General features: G+C 67.7%; 19 protein-coding genes. 7 read left to right on the top strand and 12 right to left on the bottom strand.

Features of this window, described 5'->3' with window-relative positions:
- Nucleotides 1–29: 29 nt before the first annotated feature.
- Nucleotides 30–2051 (top strand): ATPase, T2SS/T4P/T4SS family, encoded by a 2022-nt coding sequence (locus tag VD997_02975; GenBank protein ID HYE60936.1) that lies wholly within the window; start codon nucleotides 30–32, stop codon nucleotides 2049–2051.
- Between the two features lie 46 nt (nucleotides 2052–2097).
- On the opposite strand, the gene VD997_02970 is transcribed toward VD997_02975, so the two are convergent.
- The 5 genes from VD997_02970 to VD997_02950 form a co-directional block, all read right to left on the bottom strand.
- Nucleotides 2098–2700, bottom strand: a complete 603-nt coding sequence (locus tag VD997_02970; protein HYE60935.1) for a TetR/AcrR family transcriptional regulator — start codon at nucleotides 2698–2700, stop codon at nucleotides 2098–2100.
- A 101-nt stretch (nucleotides 2701–2801) separates the two neighbouring features.
- Nucleotides 2802–3095 (bottom strand): membrane protein insertion efficiency factor YidD, encoded by a 294-nt coding sequence (yidD, locus tag VD997_02965; protein ID HYE60934.1) that lies wholly within the window; start codon nucleotides 3093–3095, stop codon nucleotides 2802–2804.
- Nucleotides 3095–3487, bottom strand: coding sequence for a ribonuclease P protein component (gene rnpA / locus VD997_02960; GenBank protein HYE60933.1), 393 nt, complete (start codon nucleotides 3485–3487; stop codon nucleotides 3095–3097). The genes yidD and rnpA overlap by 1 nt, the downstream gene beginning before the upstream one ends.
- A gap of 25 nt (nucleotides 3488–3512) precedes the next feature.
- A complete protein-coding gene (locus tag VD997_02955) occupies nucleotides 3513–4043 on the bottom strand; it encodes a hypothetical protein (protein ID HYE60932.1) in 531 nt (176 codons plus the stop codon).
- A 43-nt stretch (nucleotides 4044–4086) separates the two neighbouring features.
- Nucleotides 4087–5565 carry a serine hydrolase gene (locus VD997_02950; GenBank protein HYE60931.1) on the bottom strand — a complete coding sequence of 493 codons (1479 nt, stop codon included), beginning with the start codon at nucleotides 5563–5565 and terminating at the stop codon, nucleotides 4087–4089.
- A gap of 99 nt (nucleotides 5566–5664) precedes the next feature.
- Here VD997_02950 and VD997_02945 point away from each other — a divergent pair, with 99 nt between their 5' ends.
- The 3 genes from VD997_02945 to VD997_02935 all read left to right on the top strand — a co-directional run bounded on the left by VD997_02945 (nucleotide 5665) and on the right by VD997_02935 (nucleotide 9127).
- The gene (locus VD997_02945; GenBank protein ID HYE60930.1) at nucleotides 5665–7017 is read left to right on the top strand and encodes a beta-ketoacyl synthase N-terminal-like domain-containing protein; all 1353 of its coding nucleotides are present in this window, start codon (nucleotides 5665–5667) and stop codon (nucleotides 7015–7017) included.
- Nucleotides 7018–7066: 49 nt separating this feature from the next.
- Complete coding sequence (locus VD997_02940) at nucleotides 7067–7705, top strand: GxxExxY protein (protein ID HYE60929.1); 639 nt, start codon at nucleotides 7067–7069, stop codon at nucleotides 7703–7705.
- 96 nt (nucleotides 7706–7801) lie between these two features.
- On the top strand, nucleotides 7802–9127 hold the full coding sequence (locus VD997_02935) for a beta-ketoacyl-[acyl-carrier-protein] synthase family protein (GenBank protein ID HYE60928.1): 1326 nt from the start codon (nucleotides 7802–7804) through the stop codon (nucleotides 9125–9127).
- A 14-nt stretch (nucleotides 9128–9141) separates the two neighbouring features.
- On the opposite strand, the gene VD997_02930 is transcribed toward VD997_02935, so the two are convergent.
- A complete protein-coding gene (locus tag VD997_02930; GenBank protein ID HYE60927.1) occupies nucleotides 9142–9432 on the bottom strand; it encodes a PilZ domain-containing protein in 291 nt (96 codons plus the stop codon).
- Between the two features lie 215 nt (nucleotides 9433–9647).
- Here VD997_02930 and VD997_02925 point away from each other — a divergent pair, with 215 nt between their 5' ends.
- On the top strand, nucleotides 9648–10994 hold the full coding sequence (locus VD997_02925; protein HYE60926.1) for an HD domain-containing phosphohydrolase: 1347 nt from the start codon (nucleotides 9648–9650) through the stop codon (nucleotides 10992–10994).
- Between the two features lie 68 nt (nucleotides 10995–11062).
- Here VD997_02925 and VD997_02920 read toward each other — a convergent pair whose 3' ends face one another.
- Genes VD997_02920 through VD997_02905 form a run of 4 tightly spaced genes read right to left on the bottom strand, consistent with a single transcriptional unit; the run spans nucleotide 11063 to nucleotide 15141 of the window.
- Complete coding sequence (locus VD997_02920) at nucleotides 11063–12430, bottom strand: hemolysin family protein (GenBank protein HYE60925.1); 1368 nt, start codon at nucleotides 12428–12430, stop codon at nucleotides 11063–11065.
- 3 nt (nucleotides 12431–12433) lie between these two features.
- Nucleotides 12434–12982 (bottom strand): rRNA maturation RNase YbeY, encoded by a 549-nt coding sequence (gene ybeY / locus VD997_02915; protein HYE60924.1) that lies wholly within the window; start codon nucleotides 12980–12982, stop codon nucleotides 12434–12436.
- Between the two features lie 40 nt (nucleotides 12983–13022).
- Entirely contained in the window at nucleotides 13023–13940 is a 918-nt protein-coding gene (locus VD997_02910; protein ID HYE60923.1) for a diacylglycerol kinase family protein, read from the bottom strand.
- A 58-nt stretch (nucleotides 13941–13998) separates the two neighbouring features.
- Entirely contained in the window at nucleotides 13999–15141 is a 1143-nt protein-coding gene (locus VD997_02905; GenBank protein HYE60922.1) for a hypothetical protein, read from the bottom strand.
- 123 nt (nucleotides 15142–15264) lie between these two features.
- On the opposite strand from VD997_02905, the gene VD997_02900 reads away from it, so the two are divergent.
- Together VD997_02900 and VD997_02895 are read left to right on the top strand one after the other, a co-directional pair.
- Nucleotides 15265–16404, top strand: a complete 1140-nt coding sequence (locus tag VD997_02900; GenBank protein HYE60921.1) for a Nif3-like dinuclear metal center hexameric protein — start codon at nucleotides 15265–15267, stop codon at nucleotides 16402–16404.
- A 127-nt stretch (nucleotides 16405–16531) separates the two neighbouring features.
- A complete protein-coding gene (locus tag VD997_02895; protein ID HYE60920.1) occupies nucleotides 16532–18847 on the top strand; it encodes an immunoglobulin domain-containing protein in 2316 nt (771 codons plus the stop codon).
- Between the two features lie 18 nt (nucleotides 18848–18865).
- Here the strand turns inward: VD997_02895 and VD997_02890 are convergent, their stop codons facing one another.
- Nucleotides 18866–19342: an LEA type 2 family protein gene (locus VD997_02890; GenBank protein HYE60919.1), complete on the bottom strand. Its 477-nt coding sequence runs from the start codon at nucleotides 19340–19342 to the stop codon at nucleotides 18866–18868.
- A gap of 71 nt (nucleotides 19343–19413) precedes the next feature.
- Entirely contained in the window at nucleotides 19414–19842 is a 429-nt protein-coding gene (locus VD997_02885; GenBank protein ID HYE60918.1) for a DUF5658 family protein, read from the bottom strand.
- Nucleotides 19843–19988 lie beyond the last annotated feature (146 nt).

Raw genomic sequence — 19988 nt, 5'->3', positions numbered from 1 at the left:
CCCGTCATCGAGACTCGCAGGGAGAGACCGTGGCCAAGTACAACATCGACGACATCCTCAGCGAGCTGGGCGTTAGCGACCCCAAGGCCCGCAAGGAGGCCCAGAGCTCCAAGGAACTCCAGAAGGAGTCCGCCGACCGCAAGCACCGCGTCGATGAGGCCGAGGCCTCGTTCTCTCCCCTGCCCTCCATGCCCGCCAACCAGCGCGCCTTCGGCCAGGACGCGCCCTCCACCGCCGACGACCCCGCGGTGAAGCAGGTGAAGGGCTCCAGCGGCCCCGCCGTGGGCCCCGCTATCAGCGAGATCTACACCCCCGACGCCGCCATCGAGGCCGGCGCCAACCCCACCCTCGCCGAGCTGCTCCTCTCCCGCCAGGTGGTCAACGCCGAGAAGCTCACCACCGCGCTCAGCGTCGTCAAGGCCTCGCCCAACCGCAAGCTGCCCGACGTGCTCATCGAGCAGGGCGCCGACGAAGCCGGCGTGCAGTCCTGCGTCGCCGAGGCCGCGGGGATCCCCTTTGAGCGCATCGACCTCATCAAGGGCCTCGAGGGCGGCTTCGACGGCTCGCTGGTGCAGCGCCTCACCCTCGAGTTCTGCAAGCACCACATGCTCATCCCCCTCCGCACGGAGGGCAGCCGCGTCATCATCGGCACCACGCAGGCCGACAACGTCTTCCTGCTCGACGAGGTCCGCAAGGCCCTGGGCACCACCGGCGTCAAGATCGTCCTCGTCCCCGCCTTCGACCTCAAGGGCGCCTTCGAGATCCTCGGCGGCGGCAAGAACGACGAGCCCACCGACGACGTCAACCAGATCCTCTCCGAGGTCAGCGAGAACGACGTCCAGGTCGAGAAGAAGTCGCAGGACGAGGTGGACCTCGAGAAGATCGCCGGCGAGAGCCCGGTCATCCGCTTCGCCAACTACATCATCCAGACCGCCGTCAAGGAGGGCGCCAGCGATATCCACATCGAGCCCGCCGAGAAGAAGCTCAAGGTCCGATTCCGCATCGACGGCGAGCTCTTCGAGATGATGAACCCGCCCGTCTCCATGGGCCCGGCCATCGTCTCCCGCCTCAAGATCATGGCCAACCTCGATATCGCCGAGCGCCGCCTCCCCCAGGATGGCCGCATCCGCTGCACCGTCGCCAACCGCAAGCTCGACCTCCGCATGTCCACCCTCCCCACCGGCTACGGCGAGAAGGTGGTCATGCGAATCCTCGACACCCGCTCCATCAACGTCGAGCTCGAGAACCTGGGCTTCGACGAGAACACCTACACCATCTGGAAAAAGCAGGTCGACGCCCCCCACGGCATCGTCCTCGTCACCGGCCCCACCGGCTCGGGCAAGACCACCACCCTCTACGCCTCCCTCCGCCAGCTCGACAAGAACTCCATGAACGTCTGCACCGTCGAGGACCCCATCGAGTACCACCTCGACGGCATCACCCAGACGCAGATGCACGAAAAAATCGGCATGACCTTCGCCACGGCCCTGCGCTCCCTCCTCCGCCAGGACCCCGACGTCATCATGCTGGGCGAAATCCGCGACCACGAGACCGCCCACATCGCCGTGCAGGCCGCCCTCACCGGCCACCTCGTCCTCTCCACCCTCCACACCAACGACGCCCCCAGCTCCATCACGCGCCTGGTCAACATCGGCCTGGAGCCCTTCCTTGTCGGCGCCGCCGTCAATGCCGTGCTCGCCCAGCGCCTGATCCGCCGCCTCTGCACCCACTGCAAGCACCTGACCAAGCCCACCGAAGAGATGGCCGACTTCCTCGCGATGCACAGCTTCGACGCCGACGAGGTCTGGTCCCCCAAGGGCTGCGACCGCTGCCGCAACTGCGGCTACTCCGGGCGCGTGGGCATTTACGAGCTCCTCACCGTCGACGACCAGCTCCGCGACATCATCGCCCGCAACCCCAACGTCGCCGAGTTCCGCCGCCTCTGCATCGAACGCGGCATGGTCACCCTGAGAGCCGACGGCATGCGCAAGGTCGCCAAGGGCCTCACCACCGTGAGCGAAGTCCTCCGCGTCACCGAGGCGGTGCACTAGGCAACAGCCGCGTTCGTATGAGTCCTATGAGTCCTATGGCACGCGCTCAATCCTCGTGCCGCCCCACAATCAACCGCTCCAGCATGCCCTGCACGTGATGCCCCTCGGCGTCCTCGCCCGCGCCCGGCACGCCCATCGCCACCAGCACGCCGTAGCCCAGCCCCACGTGGATCAGGGTCCACGCGATCAGGTCCGCCGAGAACACCCTCATCACCTTCCGCTCGTCCTGCGCCCGCTTGAGCTCCCGCGCCAGGAACGCGTGCAGGTTCTTGAAGTGGTCCGACACCGCCTTGTTGATCTCCGGGTCGTTCACCTCGGTGATCGCCTGCAGCAGCACGCGGTACGGCGCCGCGCCCTCGCTGCTCACCATCGGGTTGTCGCCGATCAGCCTCCGCAGACGTTCCGCCGGGTCGCTCGCGTCGGCCAGCCGCTGCTCCCAGTGGTCCAGCGTCGCCTTCGCCGTCCGCTCGATCAGCGCGATGAACAGGTCCCGCTTGCTGTTGAAGTGCCGGTAGATGATCGGCTCGGTCACGCCGGCCGCCTTGGCCAGCTCCGCCGTCGTCGCCCGCGCGTACCCGCTCTTGGCGAACAGGTCCGCCGCGCAGTCCAGTAGCTGCTCCCGTCGTTTCTCCGCAGGCAGTCGGCTCATGGTCGCCCCATGCCGCACCCGTTCACACCACAGCTGAACGTGAGTGCGTTAGCAAGAGCAAACCTTATCACGCCTGCTGCGCTTTGTCGGCGGAAATCCCCTCAATCGCCACTTACAGGAGGCACCGGGTCGTAACCCCCCTTGGCGAAAGGGTGGCAGCGCAGCACCCGCCGCGCCGTCAGCCACGTCCCGCGCACCACACCGTGCGACCGGTAAGCTTTCAGCCCATAGTGCGAGCACGTCGGCCAGTACCGGCACTGCCCGCCAAGGAACCGCGAGAGCGTGATCTGGTACAGCCGGATCAGCAGCTCAAACGGGATCGACCACACGCTCGCACGCCCGGGCAGATCGACTCCCGGGGGCGACGCTTCCTTCTGACACCCGGGACAGCCCATCACCCCCGCCTCCGCCGCCACTCGCGATCCAAACTCCCCCCCAGATCCACCAGCAGCCGCCGGTACTCCTCCAGCGGCAGCTCCTCATGGTCCCGCGCCGTCACCACCAGGTCATAGCTACCGCCCTCATGCCGCGGCAGCTCCCCCTGCGCCAGCCGAAACGCCTCCCGCAGGTGCCGCTTCAGCCGATTCCGCGTCGTCGCCAGCCCGAACTTGCGGATCGACAGCCCTAACCGCGGGTGCGGCAACGCGTTGGGCAAAGTGAACATCGTCAGCGGCCCCAGCGTCCGCTTCACCCGCGCGCCGTACACCGCCGCGTACTCGTTGTCGTGCGTCAGCCGGCGGGACCTCGGGAACGTCTGGGCCACTCCGAAGCGTAGTGCCACGATCATGTCCTCATGATCGTGTCTCCCCCAACTACTCCAGATAAGGGTGCTTCCGCGCCGGGTGCCCCCACCCCCCGCTCGCCGGCAGCAGCCCCACCAACACGCACGCGGCCCCCGCCACGATCAGCCACAAGCGCGACCGCTCGCCGTTGGTCCACCGTTCCAGGATCGAGTCGTCCTGCACCCGCTCCGGCAGTTTCAAAGCCGGCGGCTCCAGGCTCGGGAACACCGACGCGTCCGCCATCGCCCCCAGCGCCCCCCGCTGCCCCGGGATCGGGGCCCGGTCCTCAGGGATCTCATTCAACTGGCTCGCCGCCAGCGACAGCACCAGCGACGGGTCCTTGTTGTCCAGGGCCGCGAGGTACTCCTCGTACCGCGCCAGCCGCTCCAGCCGGTGCTTCTCGATCGCCAGCGCCCGCTCGCGCTGGAACTTGGTCGCCGCCAGATCATCCGCTGCCGGGATCAGCACCGTCGCCGCCAGCAGCGCCAGCCCCGCCAGCAGGAACAACCACCCCGGATCAACCAGGTACGGCGCGCGCTGCGACTGGGGGGTGCGGATCACGCCCCCTGTATCGGCAGCCCCGCGCACCGATGATCAAATCCCGTCAGTTCGCCGCGTTCGGATCAACCTTGGGCCGCGGCGCAGGAGCCGGCTCTCTCTTCCGCCCCTCCTCGCCCAGCAGCCGGATCGCCGCCAGCGCCAGGTCCAGCAGGCGCGCCTCCTTCACCTCGCCTTTGGGGTTGTTCCACCCGATCGACATCACGAACAGCCGCCCGTCGTCCCGCTCCAACAGCCACGTCATGTTCAGCACGCCCGGCTCGTCCCCGCCCTTGTACCAGGCCCGTGGCCATAACTCCTGGCTCAGCTTCACCCCCCGGTTTGACTCCAGCGCCTCCGATAGCGGCTCCATGCCTTCCTTCTGCGTCAGCCGGTGCAGGTCCATCATCACGCGGCAGCACTCCGTCGCGCTCGCGAACCACCCGACCCGCTCGATCTCCGTTGGGTCCGTCCACTCCTCCGCCGCGTCCTCCGTCAGCGGCAGCGCGGCCACCTTCGCCAGCATCCCCCGCCGCTCCTCCACCCCCGCCACGCCGAACTTCGCCAGCATCTCCTTGTCCTTCCCGGTCTTGAGCGCAAAAACCTCCCGACTGCTCAGGAATGGCTGATTCCGTTCCGCCGCCAGATGCATCTTGGCCAGGTACGCCTCGACCTTGTCACGCCCGACATGGTGCAGCAGGTGGTCCGCAGCCGTGTTGTCGCTGTCGTCCATCACCCGCAGCACGAACTCGCGCAGCGCATGCTCCCCCTCCATCGCGCGCATCTCCCCCGGCGGCAGGCTATTCCACTCGGGCTTGAGGGCCACCTTGTCGTCCCAGCCCATCCGCTTGCCCGCGACCTCCTCCGCTGCGGCCCCCACGACATACAGGTACCCCGTCGCCCCCACATTCAGCCGCCGGTCCGCCCCGTTCTCCGCCAGCACCCGCATGGTCAGCGGGCTGCCCTCGACGTTGGGGTTCACCGGCACCAGCTCGTACGCCCCGAACGACACCCCCTCGGGCACGCGGTTCATCGCGTTGTCGAACTGCTTCCAGTTCCCCACGTTGCGCCCCACGCCCCCCGCCGGCGCGAACCGCAGCCCCCGGATCTTGCCGTCCTTCTCATCCACCATCAGGAACACGTGCAGGTACCGCCAGGACTCCTTGCTCGTGACCTCCGCTGAGATGTCGTTCTCCCGCTCGCCGTCGAGCACCTTGTTGACGATGACCTTGCCGCCCTCGAACACCTCCTGCCGCAGCCCCTCCAGCAGCACCTTGGTGTCGTCCCCCCGCGTCTGGATGAACCGATCGGAAAAGTGGTCTTTGAGGTCGCCAATCTCCTGCCCATTGACGACCTTCAGCACCCACATCAGCTGATTCCCCGCGGCCGTGGCCGGCAGCGTCGGCGGCCCCGCCTCCCGCTCCACGTCCTCCCGATCCTGTCCCAGCGAGGTTTTTGGCGTCAGGATCAAAAAAACTGCCACCGCCGCAACTGCTAGTCGGTACATCCACTTGTGGGGGTACGCTCGGTTCGGGCGTGCATCCATGGTCTGGCTCCTTGTCGGAACTCGGGGGGGATTCGCGCTACTACACCTATACCGGCGGCTTCATAGACCGGCAGCAGGGGTCCGTTAGACTTGCCTTCCATGCACAAAAGAGTCTTCATCACCGGTATCGGCGCCGTCACGGGCCTGGGCGTTGGCGTATCCGCTTTGTGGGAGGGTCTTTGCGCCGGCCGCTCCGGCATCGGCCCCATCACCCGCTTTGACCCGTCCGGTTTTCCCTGCAAGCTCGCCGCGGAGGTCAAAGATTTTTCCGCCAAGGACTACGTGCCCAAGAGCTACCGCAAGGCGGTCAAGGTCATGGTCCGGGACACCGAGCTCGCCGTCGGCGCCGCCAAGCTCGCGGTCGACGACGCCGGCCTGGTCACCAAGGCCACCCTCGAGTCCGACCCCTCGCGCCAACTCACCTACCCGCCCGAGCGCGTCGGCTGCCACATCGGGGCCGGCCTGATCTGCTCCGAGACGCAGGAAATCTCCGCGGCCATGGTCACAGCCCGCGACCCCGCCGCCACCCCCGAGCAGCTCGACAAAACCAACGGCCTCACCCTCAAGCGCTGGGGCACCATCCCGCCCGAGGGCGGCGGCGGCATGGACAACCTCCAGCCCCTCTGGATGCTCAAGTACCTGCCCAACATGCTCGCGTGCCACGTCACCATCATCCACGGCACTGAGGGCCCGAGCAACACCATCACCTGCGCCGAGGCCAGCGGCCTTCTCTCCATCGGCGAGTCCTGCCGCGTCATCGAGCGCGGCGCCGCGGACCTCTGCTTTTCCGGCGGGGCCGAGTCCAAGCTCAACCTGATGGGCATGGCCAAGATGACGCTCTGGAACCGCCTCCGCCCCACCGATGGCTCCCCCACGGTCCGCCCCTATGAGGCGGAGGGCGCCGGCACCATCCCGGGCGAGGCCGGCGGCCTGCTCGTGCTCGAGGAGGCCACCGCCGCGACGAAGCGCGGGGCCAAGGTCTACGCCGAGGTCGCCGGATTCGGCGCCGCCCACTCGATCCCTTCGGACGAGCCGCAGGGCGTGAACGAAGGGCTGGCTCATGCCATCCGCAACGCGCTCAGGGATGCACAACTCAAAGCCGAGGATATTGATGCCATAATCCCCCAAGGCTGTGGAATTGCGAGCGTTGACGCCGGAGAAGCCGGCGCGTTGCGTCAGGTATTTGGCGAGCACCTCAACACCGTCGAACTCGTCACCCTCACCCCGGCCCTGGGCGACTGCGCCGCCGGGAACGGCTCGATTCTCGCGGCCGTGGGGGCTCTTTGTGTGAAGGAGCAGCGTCTGCCCGCCCGATTTGAGACCGGCGGTGTCTTATCTGATAACTTCGTCGGTTCCAAGGCGGCCCGCGCGGCCCGCCTGCGGGCTATTCTCGTTTGTTCCAGCGCACAGGGCGGCCAGAACGCGGCCCTGGTGCTCAAGTCTGCTAACTGATCCAACCAACACCTCTACACAAAGAGGTTCTTTTCAGCGGAGTTTTTGCGTGCCGAACGACTACAGAGATGACGGGCGTAACCGGGGGGGGCGGAGCGGCGGTCGTGGTGGTCGAGGCTATGGGGGCCAGAACGACCGCAACTACAACGACCGCGGCTCGAACGGGGGCGGCAACGGCGGCGAACGCCGCGGCATCCCCCTCTCCGACCTTGACCCCAAGATCACCGAGGCCTCTCGCAAGGTCATCGGCTGCTCCATCGAGGTGCACAAGGCCCTTGGCCCCGGCTACCCCGCCGACATCTACCTTGAGGCCCTGCGCCTCGAGCTCGACAACATCGGCCTTCACTACAAGCCCCGTCAAACCTTCCCCGTCACCTACCGTGGACAGAAGGTCGGCGAGGTCACCTGCGGGCTGTTCGTCGATGGCCTGTTCCTGGTAACCGTGATGGCCGAGCCGCGCGAGGTCGACACGCCCGACCGCCTGCGCCTCCGCGCGCAGCTCAAGGCCGCGAACCTCGACCTCGGGCTCATTATCAACTTCGCTGACAAGCGCCTGACCGACGGCCTGGTCCGCGTGCTCAACATCGAGAAGATCAACCTCGATCGGGGGGTCACGAGTCAGCACGACGGCGAAGTGGACTCCGATGCGGGTCCCAGCGGCCAGATCCACGACTTCGAGAACCAGTAAGTCCCCGCCGCACTGTGACTAAACTGTGCCCGCACCGTCCCCCCGCTCTGAGGCCCGGGGCCGGTGCGGTTTTCTGTTCTTGATCTCGGGAGCACCATGAGCCAGCGGCGGGTCGTCATCACGGGCATGGGCTGGGTCACCCCCCTGGGCTCGGGGCTGGAAGAGGTATGGCAGCGGCTCCTCCGCGCCGATTGCGGCATCGGCCCCATCACCCGCTACGACGCATCCAGCTTCGCCACAAACTTCGCCGCCGAGGTGAAGAACTTCGACCTGTCGCGCTACGTCCCCACGACCCCGCGCCTGGCCAAGGCAGGGCTCAACTCGCAGTTCGCCCTCGCCGCCGCGAGCATGGCCTGGCAGCAGGCGGGCCTCACGAAGGGCGCCTTCGAGCCCTCGCGCATGGGCATCTACATGGGCGCTGGCGAAGGGCCGATGGACTTTGACACCTTCGCCTACGTCAACATCGCCGGCTGGGACGCCACCAAACGCGCGGTGAACGACGGCGAGTGGGAGAAGGCGGCGCTCTCGCGTCTGGACCCCATCAACGAGCTGGAGCAGGAGCCTCATCAGGTGCTGTCGCACATGGCCCGGCAGTTCGGCTGCATGGGGCCCTCCTTCAACTGCATGACCGCCTGCGCCGCCAGCACGCAGGCCATCGGCGAGGCCTTCGAGATCATCCGTCGCGGCGACGCCGACCTCATGTTCGCTGGCGGCAGCCACTCGATGATCCACCCGCTGGGCATGACCGGCTTCATCCGCCTGACAGCGATGTCGACACGGCGCGACGACCCGGCCCACGCCTCGCGCCCCTTCGACGTCTCGCGTGACGGCTTCGTCATGGGCGAGGGCGCTGGCGTGCTCGTGCTCGAGTCGCTCGAATCCGCCAAGGCCCGCGGCGCGACGCCGCTCGCGGAGATCGCGGGCTTCGGCAGCTCCGCCGACGCCTTCCGCATTACCGACATCCAGCCCGACGGCAAGGGCGCCATCGCCGCCATGAGCCAGGCCTGCCGCCAGGCCGGCATCGACCCGCGTGAGCCCGGCGAGAACGGCCGCCCGCGCGTGCACTACATCTCCGCCCACGGCACCGGCACGCAGGAGAACGACAAAATCGAGACCGTGGCGGTGAAGGGCGTCTTCGGCAACCTTGCGAAGCAGGTGCCCTTCAGCAGCGTCAAGAGCATGCTGGGCCACCTCATCCAGGCGGCGGGCGCAGTGGAACTGATGACCTGCGTCATGGCCATCCAGTCCGGCTGGGTGCCTCCCACGCTCAACCTGCACACGCCCGACCCCGAGTGCGACCTCGATTACGTGCCCAACAGCGCCCGCGACCTGCGGCCCCTCGGCGGCGTCGACGTCTGCCTCTCCAACAGCTTCGGCTTCGGCGGGCAGAACAACACGCTCTGCGTCCGCCGCTTCCGCTGAGGTCTGTGACGGGTTCAGGGGTTGAGCAGCGACAGCTCGCGCGAGCCCATCGGGTTCTCAAACGCGATGCCCACATCGTGCTGCTTAGACCCCACGTACTCGCACCGCACCACGCGCCCGGGCACCGCGAACAGCACGCCCTTGCCCCGCAGAAAAGACACCGTGGTCGGCGAGCCGGGGTACACGTAGTTCCCGTGCTGCACCCGCATGCCTGTGCGGGAGATGTCCCGCCCCTGCACCTCGAAGGTCACGGTCGTGGACCCGGGGTGCTCGACCGTGACCGCGACGCGGTGCTCGAACGGCACCCTGGGCGCCCGCTCCAGCTTTGGGCGCTGCGGCTGCTCACGTGAGCTTTTCCTGGGGCGCGGCGAGTTCACCTATCGAACGTCGGTCCGCGGCACGTGGTTGTTGAGCAGGACATCAAACTCCGGATGTTCTCGGGCCCTGCACGCCCTTTGTCCTGATCACCGCCTCAAGCGCGCCCCTCCGCTGGTCGAAAAACACACCCGAGTCCTCTGCAATGACCCACACCGCGGACATCAAGGCCGGAACGTCAAGCCGCGCAGGGTTTCTCCCCGTCTCCCTCGAGCACCTGCCCGTGGAATCGCTGCGCGGCATGGACACGTACATCCGCATCCGCCCCGAGACCCTCAACCTCGGCAGCGGCCCCGCCATCGAGGGCTACCGGCTCTACTGCTCCGGCGACATCCGCTTCACCGAGTTCCACCGCCAGCGTCTGATCGAGCACGGGCTGCGCTTCATCTACCTCCGCATCGCTGACCAGTCCCGCTTCCGCAAGCAGGTGGCCGAGAAGCTCGACCAGGTCGCCGCGAGCGGCGCCGCGCCCGAGGCAGCGACGATCATCTACGAGACCAGCATCGAGCTGATGAACGAGCTGCTCGCCGACCCCGAGACGCTCGCCAACTCGCCCAAGCTCGAGCAGCTCTCCCGCGGCGTAACGACGTTCGCCCTCAAGAACCCCGCAGCTTTCGAGCACCTCTTCGCCGCCTCCCACCATGACTTCTACACCGCGACGCACATGGTCAACGTCGCGACGTGGATGGTGCCCCTCGCGGTGGAGCTGGGCATCACCGACCAGGACGAGCTGAACCTCATCTGCCGGGCCGGCCTCGTGCACGACATGGGCAAAATCGGCGTGCCCGAGGAAGTGCTCAACAAGTCCGGCCGGCTCACCGACGATGAGTGGCAGATCATCCGCGCCCACCCGCAGGCGGGGTACGAATACCTGAAGAAGTTCGACGGGCTGGACGAGAAGATCCTCCGCGTCACGCTCGAGCACCACGAGCGCATGGACGGCACGGGCTACCCGCACGCGCTGACCGCCGAGAAGATCCACCTCTACAGCCGCATCTGCGCCGTCGTCGACTCCTTCGACGCCATGACGGCGTTCCGCCCCTTCAAGAAACACACGATGGGCGTCGGCGAGGCGATGGCGATCATGGAGAAGGAGGCCGGCACCAAGTACGACGCGGAGGTGATGGCCGCGTGGTCGCGGCTCGTTGCTCCCGCCGCCAAGGACGCGCCGCAGCCCACTGGCCACGACCTGCGCCGCCACCCGCGCACCACGTTCCACTGCCGCGCCAAGCTGCACGCGCTGGTGACCGAGGGCGACGCGGTGTGCGAGCTCCCCGGCTTTGCCGTGACAGCGCACAGCATCTCGCGCTCGGGCCTGGGGTTCATTTCACCAACGCCGCTGCGCCCCGGCCAGGCCGTGCGCGTGTATGTCCAGGCCGCGGGATGGCAGAAGCGCCCGCTCGAGGGCGAGGTCGTGCGCTGCCGCGAGCAGGGCGACAAGCACCACGAGTGCGGCATGAAGTTCATCCAGGTCAACGCCGCGGCGGCCTGAAACGACGCCGGGACTGAGCCGCTCTGGGCGAAGTCCCGGATTGGCGGCGACGCACCCACCGCGACTCGCTACGCCCGCGCGTCCTGCTCCTCGCCCCGCGCTTCCACCGCCTCTTCCACAGGCTCTGACCGCTGCACGCGCACCCGCGTGACGCGCATGGGCTGGGCCTCCAGCACCTGCACCATCACCCGCTCGTGCGTGAAGCTCTCGCCCGCCGCGGGGATCCGCCCCAGCGTCACCGTCACGAACCCGCCCACGGTGTCGTACTCATCGCTGGTGGGCAGCTCGATGCCCAGCGGCTCGATCCGGTCGTTCACGTCGTCGATGTACGCGCGGGCGTCGATCTCCGCGGTCTTGGCCGCGATGTCCACCTTTACCTCGGGCACCTCTTCCTCGGGCGCCTCGTACTCATCCTGGATGTCACCGAAGACCTCCTCGATGATGTCCTCCATCGTGACCAGCCCGGCCGTGCCGCCGTACTCGTCGGCCACCATCGCGATGTGGACGCGCTTCTTGAGCAGCTCGGGCAGCAGTTCGCGGACGGTCTTGGTCTCGGGCACGAAGAACGCGGGCCGCAGCAGGCGCTTGAGGTCGAAGGTCTTGCCGCCTACGCGCGCGTCGCCCGCCAGCCACTTCATCAGGTCCTTCACGTAAAAGATCCCGACGATGCGGTCGATGCTCTCCTCGTACACCGGGATGCGGCTGTGCCCCACCTCGCGGACCAGGGCCGTGACCTTGCCCAGATCGTTGGTCAGCTCCATGGCCTCGATCTCGGTGCGGGGCGTCATCACCTGCGCCACCGTGCGGTTGCGGAACTGCACCACGCCCTCGATCATCTGCTTCTCGGCCTCGTCGATGCCGCCCTCGTCCTGGGCCTCCTCGACCACCGACAGAAGCTCTTCTTCCAGCGCGTCCATGTCGTTCTTGGCCGAGCGCCCGGTCAGGCGGCGGATGACCTCGTCGATCCCTCGGGCCAGGGCGGTGATCGGCTTGCACAGCAGGTACGTCGTCCGCAGCACCAGCGACCAGGAGTAGACCGTGCCCTCACCCGCGTGCTTGGCGATGCTCGTGGGGATAGCAACGCCGAACACCCACAGCAGCACCGAGGCGATGCCGATGCCAATCACGGCGTCCACCCAGGTGATGCCCGGGTTGGGGTCATCCGCGGGCGTGCGGATGATCACCACGTACATCACCAGCGCCACCACCAGGACCAGGTTGGCAATGATGCGCGGCAGGGCAATCGCCGCGGCGTGACCCTCGAGGTCCTCGAGGATGGCCTTCACCCGCGCGGTGCGGGCCGGGCGGTTGCGAATCGCGGCGATTTCTTCGAGGGCGGTGCGGGAGAGGTCCCGCAGCGACTGCACCAGGGTGGACAGCACCGCGCCCGCCAGCAGGGCGAGGGTTGCGATTCCAATCCAGGCTGATGCGTTCACCCGTCAGGCTCCAGAACCGCCGCCAGGGCTCCCGGGCCGAAAAACTGGCCCGACCCCGATCGCGGCGAGCACGCCGTCCTCCACCCTGTGCATGGCCTCAAAGGCCTGCTCCTCGTGATCGTCCATCCCGAGGCAGTGAAGGATCCCGTGCAGGACGTACAACAGTAGTTCCCTCTGCACCCCCGGGGGAGGGTTTCCACCCGGTGCTGCCCCCCCGGATTGGCGGGCAGCTTCGTCCAGACAGACCAGGATATCCGTATCAATCTCGTACGGATTGGGTGTAGATTCCAAACGGGCGTGTTCCAGGACCATGGCCGGGGGTGGCCCCAGGTCCGGGTCGGTGAGGTCGAAGGTGAGGACGTCGGTCGTCCCGGAGACCCCCGCGAACTCCTCGTGAGCCTGGGCCATCTCGGCGTCGTCCACCACCCGGACGCGGACCTCTCCGACGCACCCCAGGTGCCGCATGCCTTTTTCCGCGTGCTGGGCGATCCAGTGCAGGGCCGGCTCGGGCAGGCGGCGGGTAGCGTCGAAAACCTCAACCGAGATGGTCATAGGTGATGGTACGGGGTGGGCGTGCCCCGCCGAGGGCCGTTCAGGGCGCCAGCAGCTTCAGAGCCTTTGGTACGACGTCGATGTTCAGCTCGACCCCCTTGGGGAAGGTGTGCCGCCCGCACTCGCCGTCCACCTGATAGGCAGGGGCGGGGCCTCGGTGATTGGGCGCGGTGATGCGGACCTTGCCAGCGGAAACGTACGTGAGCGGCTTCCCCAGGTGCTTGCGGAAGCGGGACTTGAGCATCCACGCCGCGAGCGAAACCCGACCGGCGCTGGGGAAGAACACGACGTCAAGAAGGCCATCGGTCATGGAGGCATTCAGGGCCGGGTCGATCCGCATGGCGTAATGGCGGCTGTTGGCGACGACGCACATGCCCGGCTGATCATCAATCACCTTCCTCCCGTCGACCTCCACCGTGAGGCGGGGCAGTGAGGGCGCGAGCAGCTCGGCCACGATCGGCCGGACGTAGGACAGGTGGCTGATGGGGCCACTCCTGGCGGCATCAAGCCTTCGGATCACCCCGGCGTCGGGGCCGATGCTGCACATGAGGACGAAGGGGCGCGGGGAGTCGCCATCGAGGGTGAGGGTCGCGACATCGATGTCGAGCGTCCGCCACGCCTTGACCGCTCGTTCCAAGGTCGCCGGCGAGCCGTCCATCGCGAACTGGCGGGCGAAGAGGTTCTCGGTGCCCATCGCCAGGTGGTAGAGCGGCACGCCCGAGCCGACCACGGATGGGAGCGTGTGGTGCAGCGTGCCATCCCCGCCAGCGACGATGAGCAGGTTCTGGCCCGCGAGGGCCGCGCGGAGGCGGGCGTGGAATGCGTCGGGCGGCTCCTTGGCCGTCCCCAACAGCGTGGGCGTGCCCCCGGTGCTGCGCAGCATGGCCGCGACGGACTCGGCGGTGCGCTGGCCGCGCCCGCGACCGGAGTGAGGGTTGTAGAGGATGAGGGCTCGCATCTCTCCCATAAGTCCCATAGGTCGTATGAGTCCTATGGGTCTTATCAAAGCCCCGCCGTCACCGCTGCGCACTCCGGTCCGCCACGACCGAGATCGGCAGCACGGCCTCGGCCTCGCTGCCGCTGGTGCGGTCCTTGACGGTCACTTTCAGGTTGTACCGCCCAATGCTGAGTGTCGCGGGCAGCTCGATCTGCTGGATGACGTAGAAGTCGCGCCGCTTGTTACGGCTGGTCTCTACCACTGCCCGCGCCGGGCGATGCCAGGAGAGCAGGCCGCTGGGGTCGGCGTAGAGGGAAAGCGCCTGCGACAGGTCCACGGTGACCAGCTCGCCGAGCGAAGCCCCGGAGAGCGCCACATCACCCTCGCGCGCGGGGCGGGCGGTGAAGCCGTCGAGTTCGACATACACGATCACCCGGATCGGCCGTCCAAACACGAACGTGCTCGTGGGCAGCGGGTCGTAGTGCCCAAAGCCGGTGACCCGCGAGCACAACGCGGCCCGCGCGATCTTCAACGTTGGCGGCGGGGCCAGCTTCGACAGGGCCTTCACCAGCGCCTCGTTCGCTCCGGCGGGGTTGGCCAGGATCGCGTCCCGCGCGCCGATCAGCGCCTCGCGATCCTCCGTGCTCAGCTTCGGGCCGATGCGGTTGTCCGGGTCCTCCAGATCCGCGAGGATCCCCGGCTCCAGCGCCTCGATGGGCCCCAGGGCCACGGCGTCAGGGATCTTTCGCCGCCCTTCGCCGGGCTCGCGCAGCAGCTTCGCGATCCGCTGGGCTAGGTCCAGTGTCTGGTCGAACGGCTCGGGCTCGGGCTCCGGCGGGGGCACCACCTCGGCGATCGGACCCACGAACTCCTCCGGCGGCTCGAAGGCGTAGGCCTCCGGCTCGCTTGTCGGCGTGCCGCTGCTCGCGTCGCCCTGACGCGCCCGGTCCAGCACGCCCGAAGCCAGCAGCTTCTCCAGGTTGATCGCGGCCAACTCCGCCTCCCGCGCCAGATCGCCCCGCGGCGGCGCGTGCGGGTCAGGAACGTTCAGGATCGGCGTCCCCCCCGAGCCCTCGGCGAGCGCTTCCAGCGATGTATTGGGGCCCTGGTCACCAGTCTTGGGCAACGCGGCGTCAGACTGGCGGGCAGGCGCGGCCTCACACCCCGCGAGCACACCCGCGAGCAGCAAAAGCCCCGAGGCTGTCAATGTCCAGCGGACCACCTGCGCCCTCCTGGCGAGACCAACGGAGCCTCCGGCCCCACCGCTCTATCGGCCAGACCACGCCCGCCGCGTTGACTTCGCTTCCACCCCGCCCGGGGCAACCCCGAAGCACTACCCTCCGCCATGCGCGTCAACGACCTCGTCAGGCTCATGGGCCAGATCGCACCCCTGGAGTACGCCGAGGAGTGGGACCGCGTGGGCCTGCTGGTGGGCGACGGCGAGCGCGAGCTAACGGGGCCCGTCCTGCTGACCATTGACCTGACCGAGCCCGTGCTGGCCGAGGCGATCGGCGCGGGCAGCAAGGCGATCATCGCCTACCACCCGCCGATCTTTGAGCCCCTGGCCCGCGTGACCGACGCCACGCCCCGCCAGCGGATCATCCTGCGGGCGATCGAAGCCGGCATCGCGGTGTACTCCCCGCACACGGCCCTTGACGCCGTGCACGGCGGGATCACCGACTGGCTCTGCGAGGGCCTCTCCGGGGGCGAGCCGGGCCGCATCAAGGGCGACGTCCGCGCCCTCACCCCCCACGCCAAGCTGCCCGCCATGCAGCAGGTCAAGATCGTCACCTTCATGCAGCCCCCGGATGTCGAGCGCATCCGCAACGCCCTGGCGAGCGGCGGCGCGGGCAACATCGGGGCGTACCAGCTCTGCTCCTTCGAGACCCGCGGAACGGGCACCTTCCTCCCCGGCCCCGGCACCCGCCCCGCAGTAGGCGAACCCGGGCACGTCGAGCGCGTGGACGAAGTGCGCCTGGAGATGGTCGCGGGCAAGGCGGCCCTGCCGCTGATCACCGAGCTACTGCGGCGCTTCCATCCATATGAAGAGCCCGCGATCGACGTGTACGAGCTGATGCCCCAGCCCCGCCGCAACGCCGGCGCGGGCCGCCGCCTGGTGCTCGACCGCCCCACCACCGTCGCGGAGCTCACCCAGCGGCTCAAGCACTTCCTCAAGCGCGAGCGCATGCGCTACGCCTTGCCCGCCGAGGACCGGCCCGTCACCCGCATCGGCGTGGTGCCCGGCTCGGGCGCGTCGCTCTCGCGCCTGGCGCGGGACGAAGGCTGTGAGGTCTTCGTCACCGGCGAGATGAAGCACCACGAGGTGCTGGGCGCCCTCAACGCCGGCATGGCCGTGATCCTGGGCAACCACACCAGCACCGAACGCGGCTACCTCCCCCGCCTGGCCCAGCACATGCAGCGCCTCGCGCCCGGGCTGCCGACGATCATCAGTGAGGTGGATCAGGATCCGTTGATCACGGTGTAAGCTGCACACAGGTTCGGTCTTCGTTCACAATGAGAATGGCCGCAACCCGCAAGTCTGTTCCCCTGTAGACGCTTCCGCGGCATCCCGTCATTCCTTTGCTTCGCCGCGCACAGAACGGAGCACGCTCATGCTCAACCGCTGGTTGCCGCTGCTGGTCATCGCGCTCACATGCGCGCGGAGCGTGGCCCAATGCGGCGAGTGGACCGTGGCACTGCCCGAGCAGCCCCGTAACACCGCCGCGCCGATATTTCTGGACACCACACAGAACAAGGTCGGTCTGTTCGAGCTCGCCCCCGGCAGCAACGAGCAGATGTGCTTGTGGCAGTGGAACGGGCAATACTGGGTTCCAGGTGCGCCGCTCTCGACGCCGGTGCCGTGGCGCGGGCAGTTCAAGCACGCTTACGACGCGGCACGCCAGCAGCTTGTCTGCGTGGCCCGCGCCGCGTCCGGTTCGCGAACCCTGCTCTGGAACGGCGCGACGTGGACGTCTGCCCAGGTCGCGAGCCCTCCGTGGAACGTCGAGCCCTCGATGACCTTCGACGTGGCAAGGGGCCGCGTCGTGTACTTCAGCGGCTCCGGCGTCGGGCAGACGTGGGAGTGGGATGGGCTTTCATGGACGCTGCGCACCACCGTCGGCCCCGGTGACCGCTGGGGCGCGACGCTCGCTTACGACGCGGCCCGCCAGCGTGTCGTTCTCTTCGGCGGGTACCGCTATGCTGGAGTGGTCATTTACCTCAGCGATACGTGGGAGTGGGATGGCGAGGCCTGGACGCAGCGCCAGGTGCAAGGTCCATCGCCGCGGGTGATGGCTTCCGCGGCGTACGACCCGTCGACTCAACGCCTGATCCTCTTCGGCGGAATGGCAGGCACCAACCCCACTGTGATGCCCGATGACACGTGGGCCTGGGACGGCACGGGCTGGTCCCGGCTGCAGGTGCCGGGCCCGCCCGGCCGTGCCGGTGCGGGGATGGTCCATAACCCCATCACGAATCGCATCATGCTTATGGGCGGGACACTGGCTCCGACGAAGTCTTACGGCGACTTCAACGACACCTGGGAATGGGACGGACAGCAGTGGACGAAGCGGGGTCCCGTCGCACCCAGCAACCGTCAGGACCACGCGATGGCATACGACGCTGCGCGTGACGAGATGGTCCTCTTCGGCGGGTATCAGACGAACTCCTGGACCTCACCTCTCGGTGATACCTGGCTGTGGAACGGAGAAACCTGGCGTCAATACGAAGGCGCAGGGCCGTCGGGGCGTACCCGCGCTGTGATGGCCTATGACCCGATCCGCCAACGCGTAGTCATGTTTGGAGGGGGAGCCCAGTCACTCTCGCCAGAGACCTGGGAGTGGGACGGTGACGCGTGGGCCCTCCGTGCTGTCGTCGGGCCATCGCCGCGGTCCGGGCACGCCATGACCTTCGATCCCGCACGCCAAGGAGTTCTGCTCTACGGCGGTCAGGTGGCGGGACAACCCTCGGCAGAGCAATGGCTGTGGAGTGGTGAAAGCTGGTCGCGATTGGCTGATGGTCCGCGCGCGGCATCTTCGGCACGGATGTCATTTGACACCGGGCGACAACGGCTCGTCCTATTCCTGTCACCCGCTTCGGTGTACGGGCCGCCTGACGAGACATGGGAGTGGGATGGTCATGACTGGGTACCATTCATCCAGCGCCTTGAACTTGGTGGTTCGCTCGGCCGGGCCAACGCTGGCTTCGCATACGACCCGGTTCGGCGTGCCGTCGTCATGCACGGCGGCGGATCGCCCTTAGCAACCTACTCCAGCGTGATGGAGTGGAACGGTTGGTTCTGGTACCAACGCCAGGCCCACTCATCGCTGTACCGCTATGGGGCGCCCATGGCGTACGACTCACTCCGCGGGCGGATGCTCATGTTCGGCGGCCAGGGAACGGTCGTGCGAGGCGACACAATCGTGCTCGCCTCCAGCCCCGCGCCGCCGCGCCTGCTCGTCCGCCCCGCGTCGGTGACGGTCAACGCCGGCGCTGATGTGACGCTTAGTGTGGGCGCCGAAAGCATCGAGCCGCTGTCGTATCAATGGCGCTTCGGCAGCACGCTACTCACCGACATGATCGACGCTCCGATGGCGCGAGAGATCACCGGCGCGTCAAGCCCCAACCTCACCCTTCGCGGCGTCCGCGCCCCCGGCGGCTTCGCGAGGTTCACCATTCAGTGCACGGTTTCTAACGCGTGCGCCACCCTCCCACCGCTCGAGGCAAGCGTCACCGTGCTCCCGTGTTCCGCCGACTTCGACAACGACGGCGACGCCGGGACCGACCAGGACATCGAGGCATTCTTCACCTGCCTCGGCGGTCACTGCTGCCCGACATGCGGCTCGGCCGACTTCAATGGTGATCGCGACACGGGCACCGATCAGGACATCGAAGCATTTTTCCGTGTCCTAGGAGGTGGTCACTGCTGAGGATCGTCCCGCAAACCCTCACTTGACCTCGACCACTCCCCGCCCCGCAAACCCCGTCTCCGGCCGGATCACATCCATATCAAACATGGCCTTCGCCAGCACCCCCGGCACGACGTACGTCACCGTGCCCTCGATCGTGTACGGCACCATGCCGCTGAGCTGCTGGGCGTGCGCGGCGGGAATGGCCGCAGGGAGCTGGAAGTCCTGCACGCCGTAGCGGCGAACGGTGGCCTGGGCGGAGCGGGTGCCGCTGAACAGGGGCTTGCCATGGAGTGAGACGGTGTACTCGACGTCGCGCAGGGGCACTTCCTGACCCGACGCGTTCTCGGCCTCCACCGTGAACAGCACCACAAGCCCATCCTGGGTGCGCTCGGTGACCTCCGCGCCCACTACCTTGAGCGTGGGGGCGGGCTGGCTGGAGCAGCCGACCAGGCTGCCGCAAAGGGGGAGGGTGAGGGCGAACAACAGGCGACGCGCGGCGGTAGTCTTGAGCATGGAGGGCGCGAGTGTAACCGCGCCGGCCATCGCCTGCCCTTGGCAGCGTCAAGCCCGGGTCACACCCAGAGTTAGGGTGTAATGCTGATCCACCGCGGGTCGTCCACAGCGGCCATCACCGCGTAATCTGGTTCGGTCGCCGTGACCTCGGCGTACGTGAGCCAGTGGTAACTCAGGGCCGCCATCGCGACGAAGCACACCCACGTGCCGACTTCGGCCCCGCGGTACCGCCGGGCCCAGAACAGCAGCCCGATGCCCACCAGCATCGTCGCCAGCTTCCACAGCACCACGTAGCCGGGGTGGTTGAGCTGCATCACGGCCCGGGCGACCGGGTTGGCCTCGATCATTCCGACGGAAGTGAGGAACGTCAGCGTGAGCGCGAGGTCGGCCAGCCCCATCAGCACCGTGGCGAACAGCAGCAGGGTCACCCGCTGCGATCGCGTGCGCGGCGTAAATGCCTCGCTCAGCGGCTGCCAGAACCTGGTGCTTGGCGCGTCCACGTTCATCAGCATTGGTGATCGGCGGTGCAACTGGAACGCTCAAGCGGAAGAAAGTGTCTTAAGAGGTTGCCGTTCCGGCAGTAACGGCTGGGCAACCCTCACCGGTCAGTGATTCCACGGGCCTTCCGGGTCGATGATGTACCCTG

This window comes from Phycisphaerales bacterium, assembly GCA_035627955.1.
Classification (GTDB): domain Bacteria; phylum Planctomycetota; class Phycisphaerae; order Phycisphaerales; family UBA1924; genus JAEYTB01.
The sequence above is the reverse complement of the archived record's forward strand: the minus strand, read 5'-3'. Positions and strand labels throughout refer to the sequence as shown.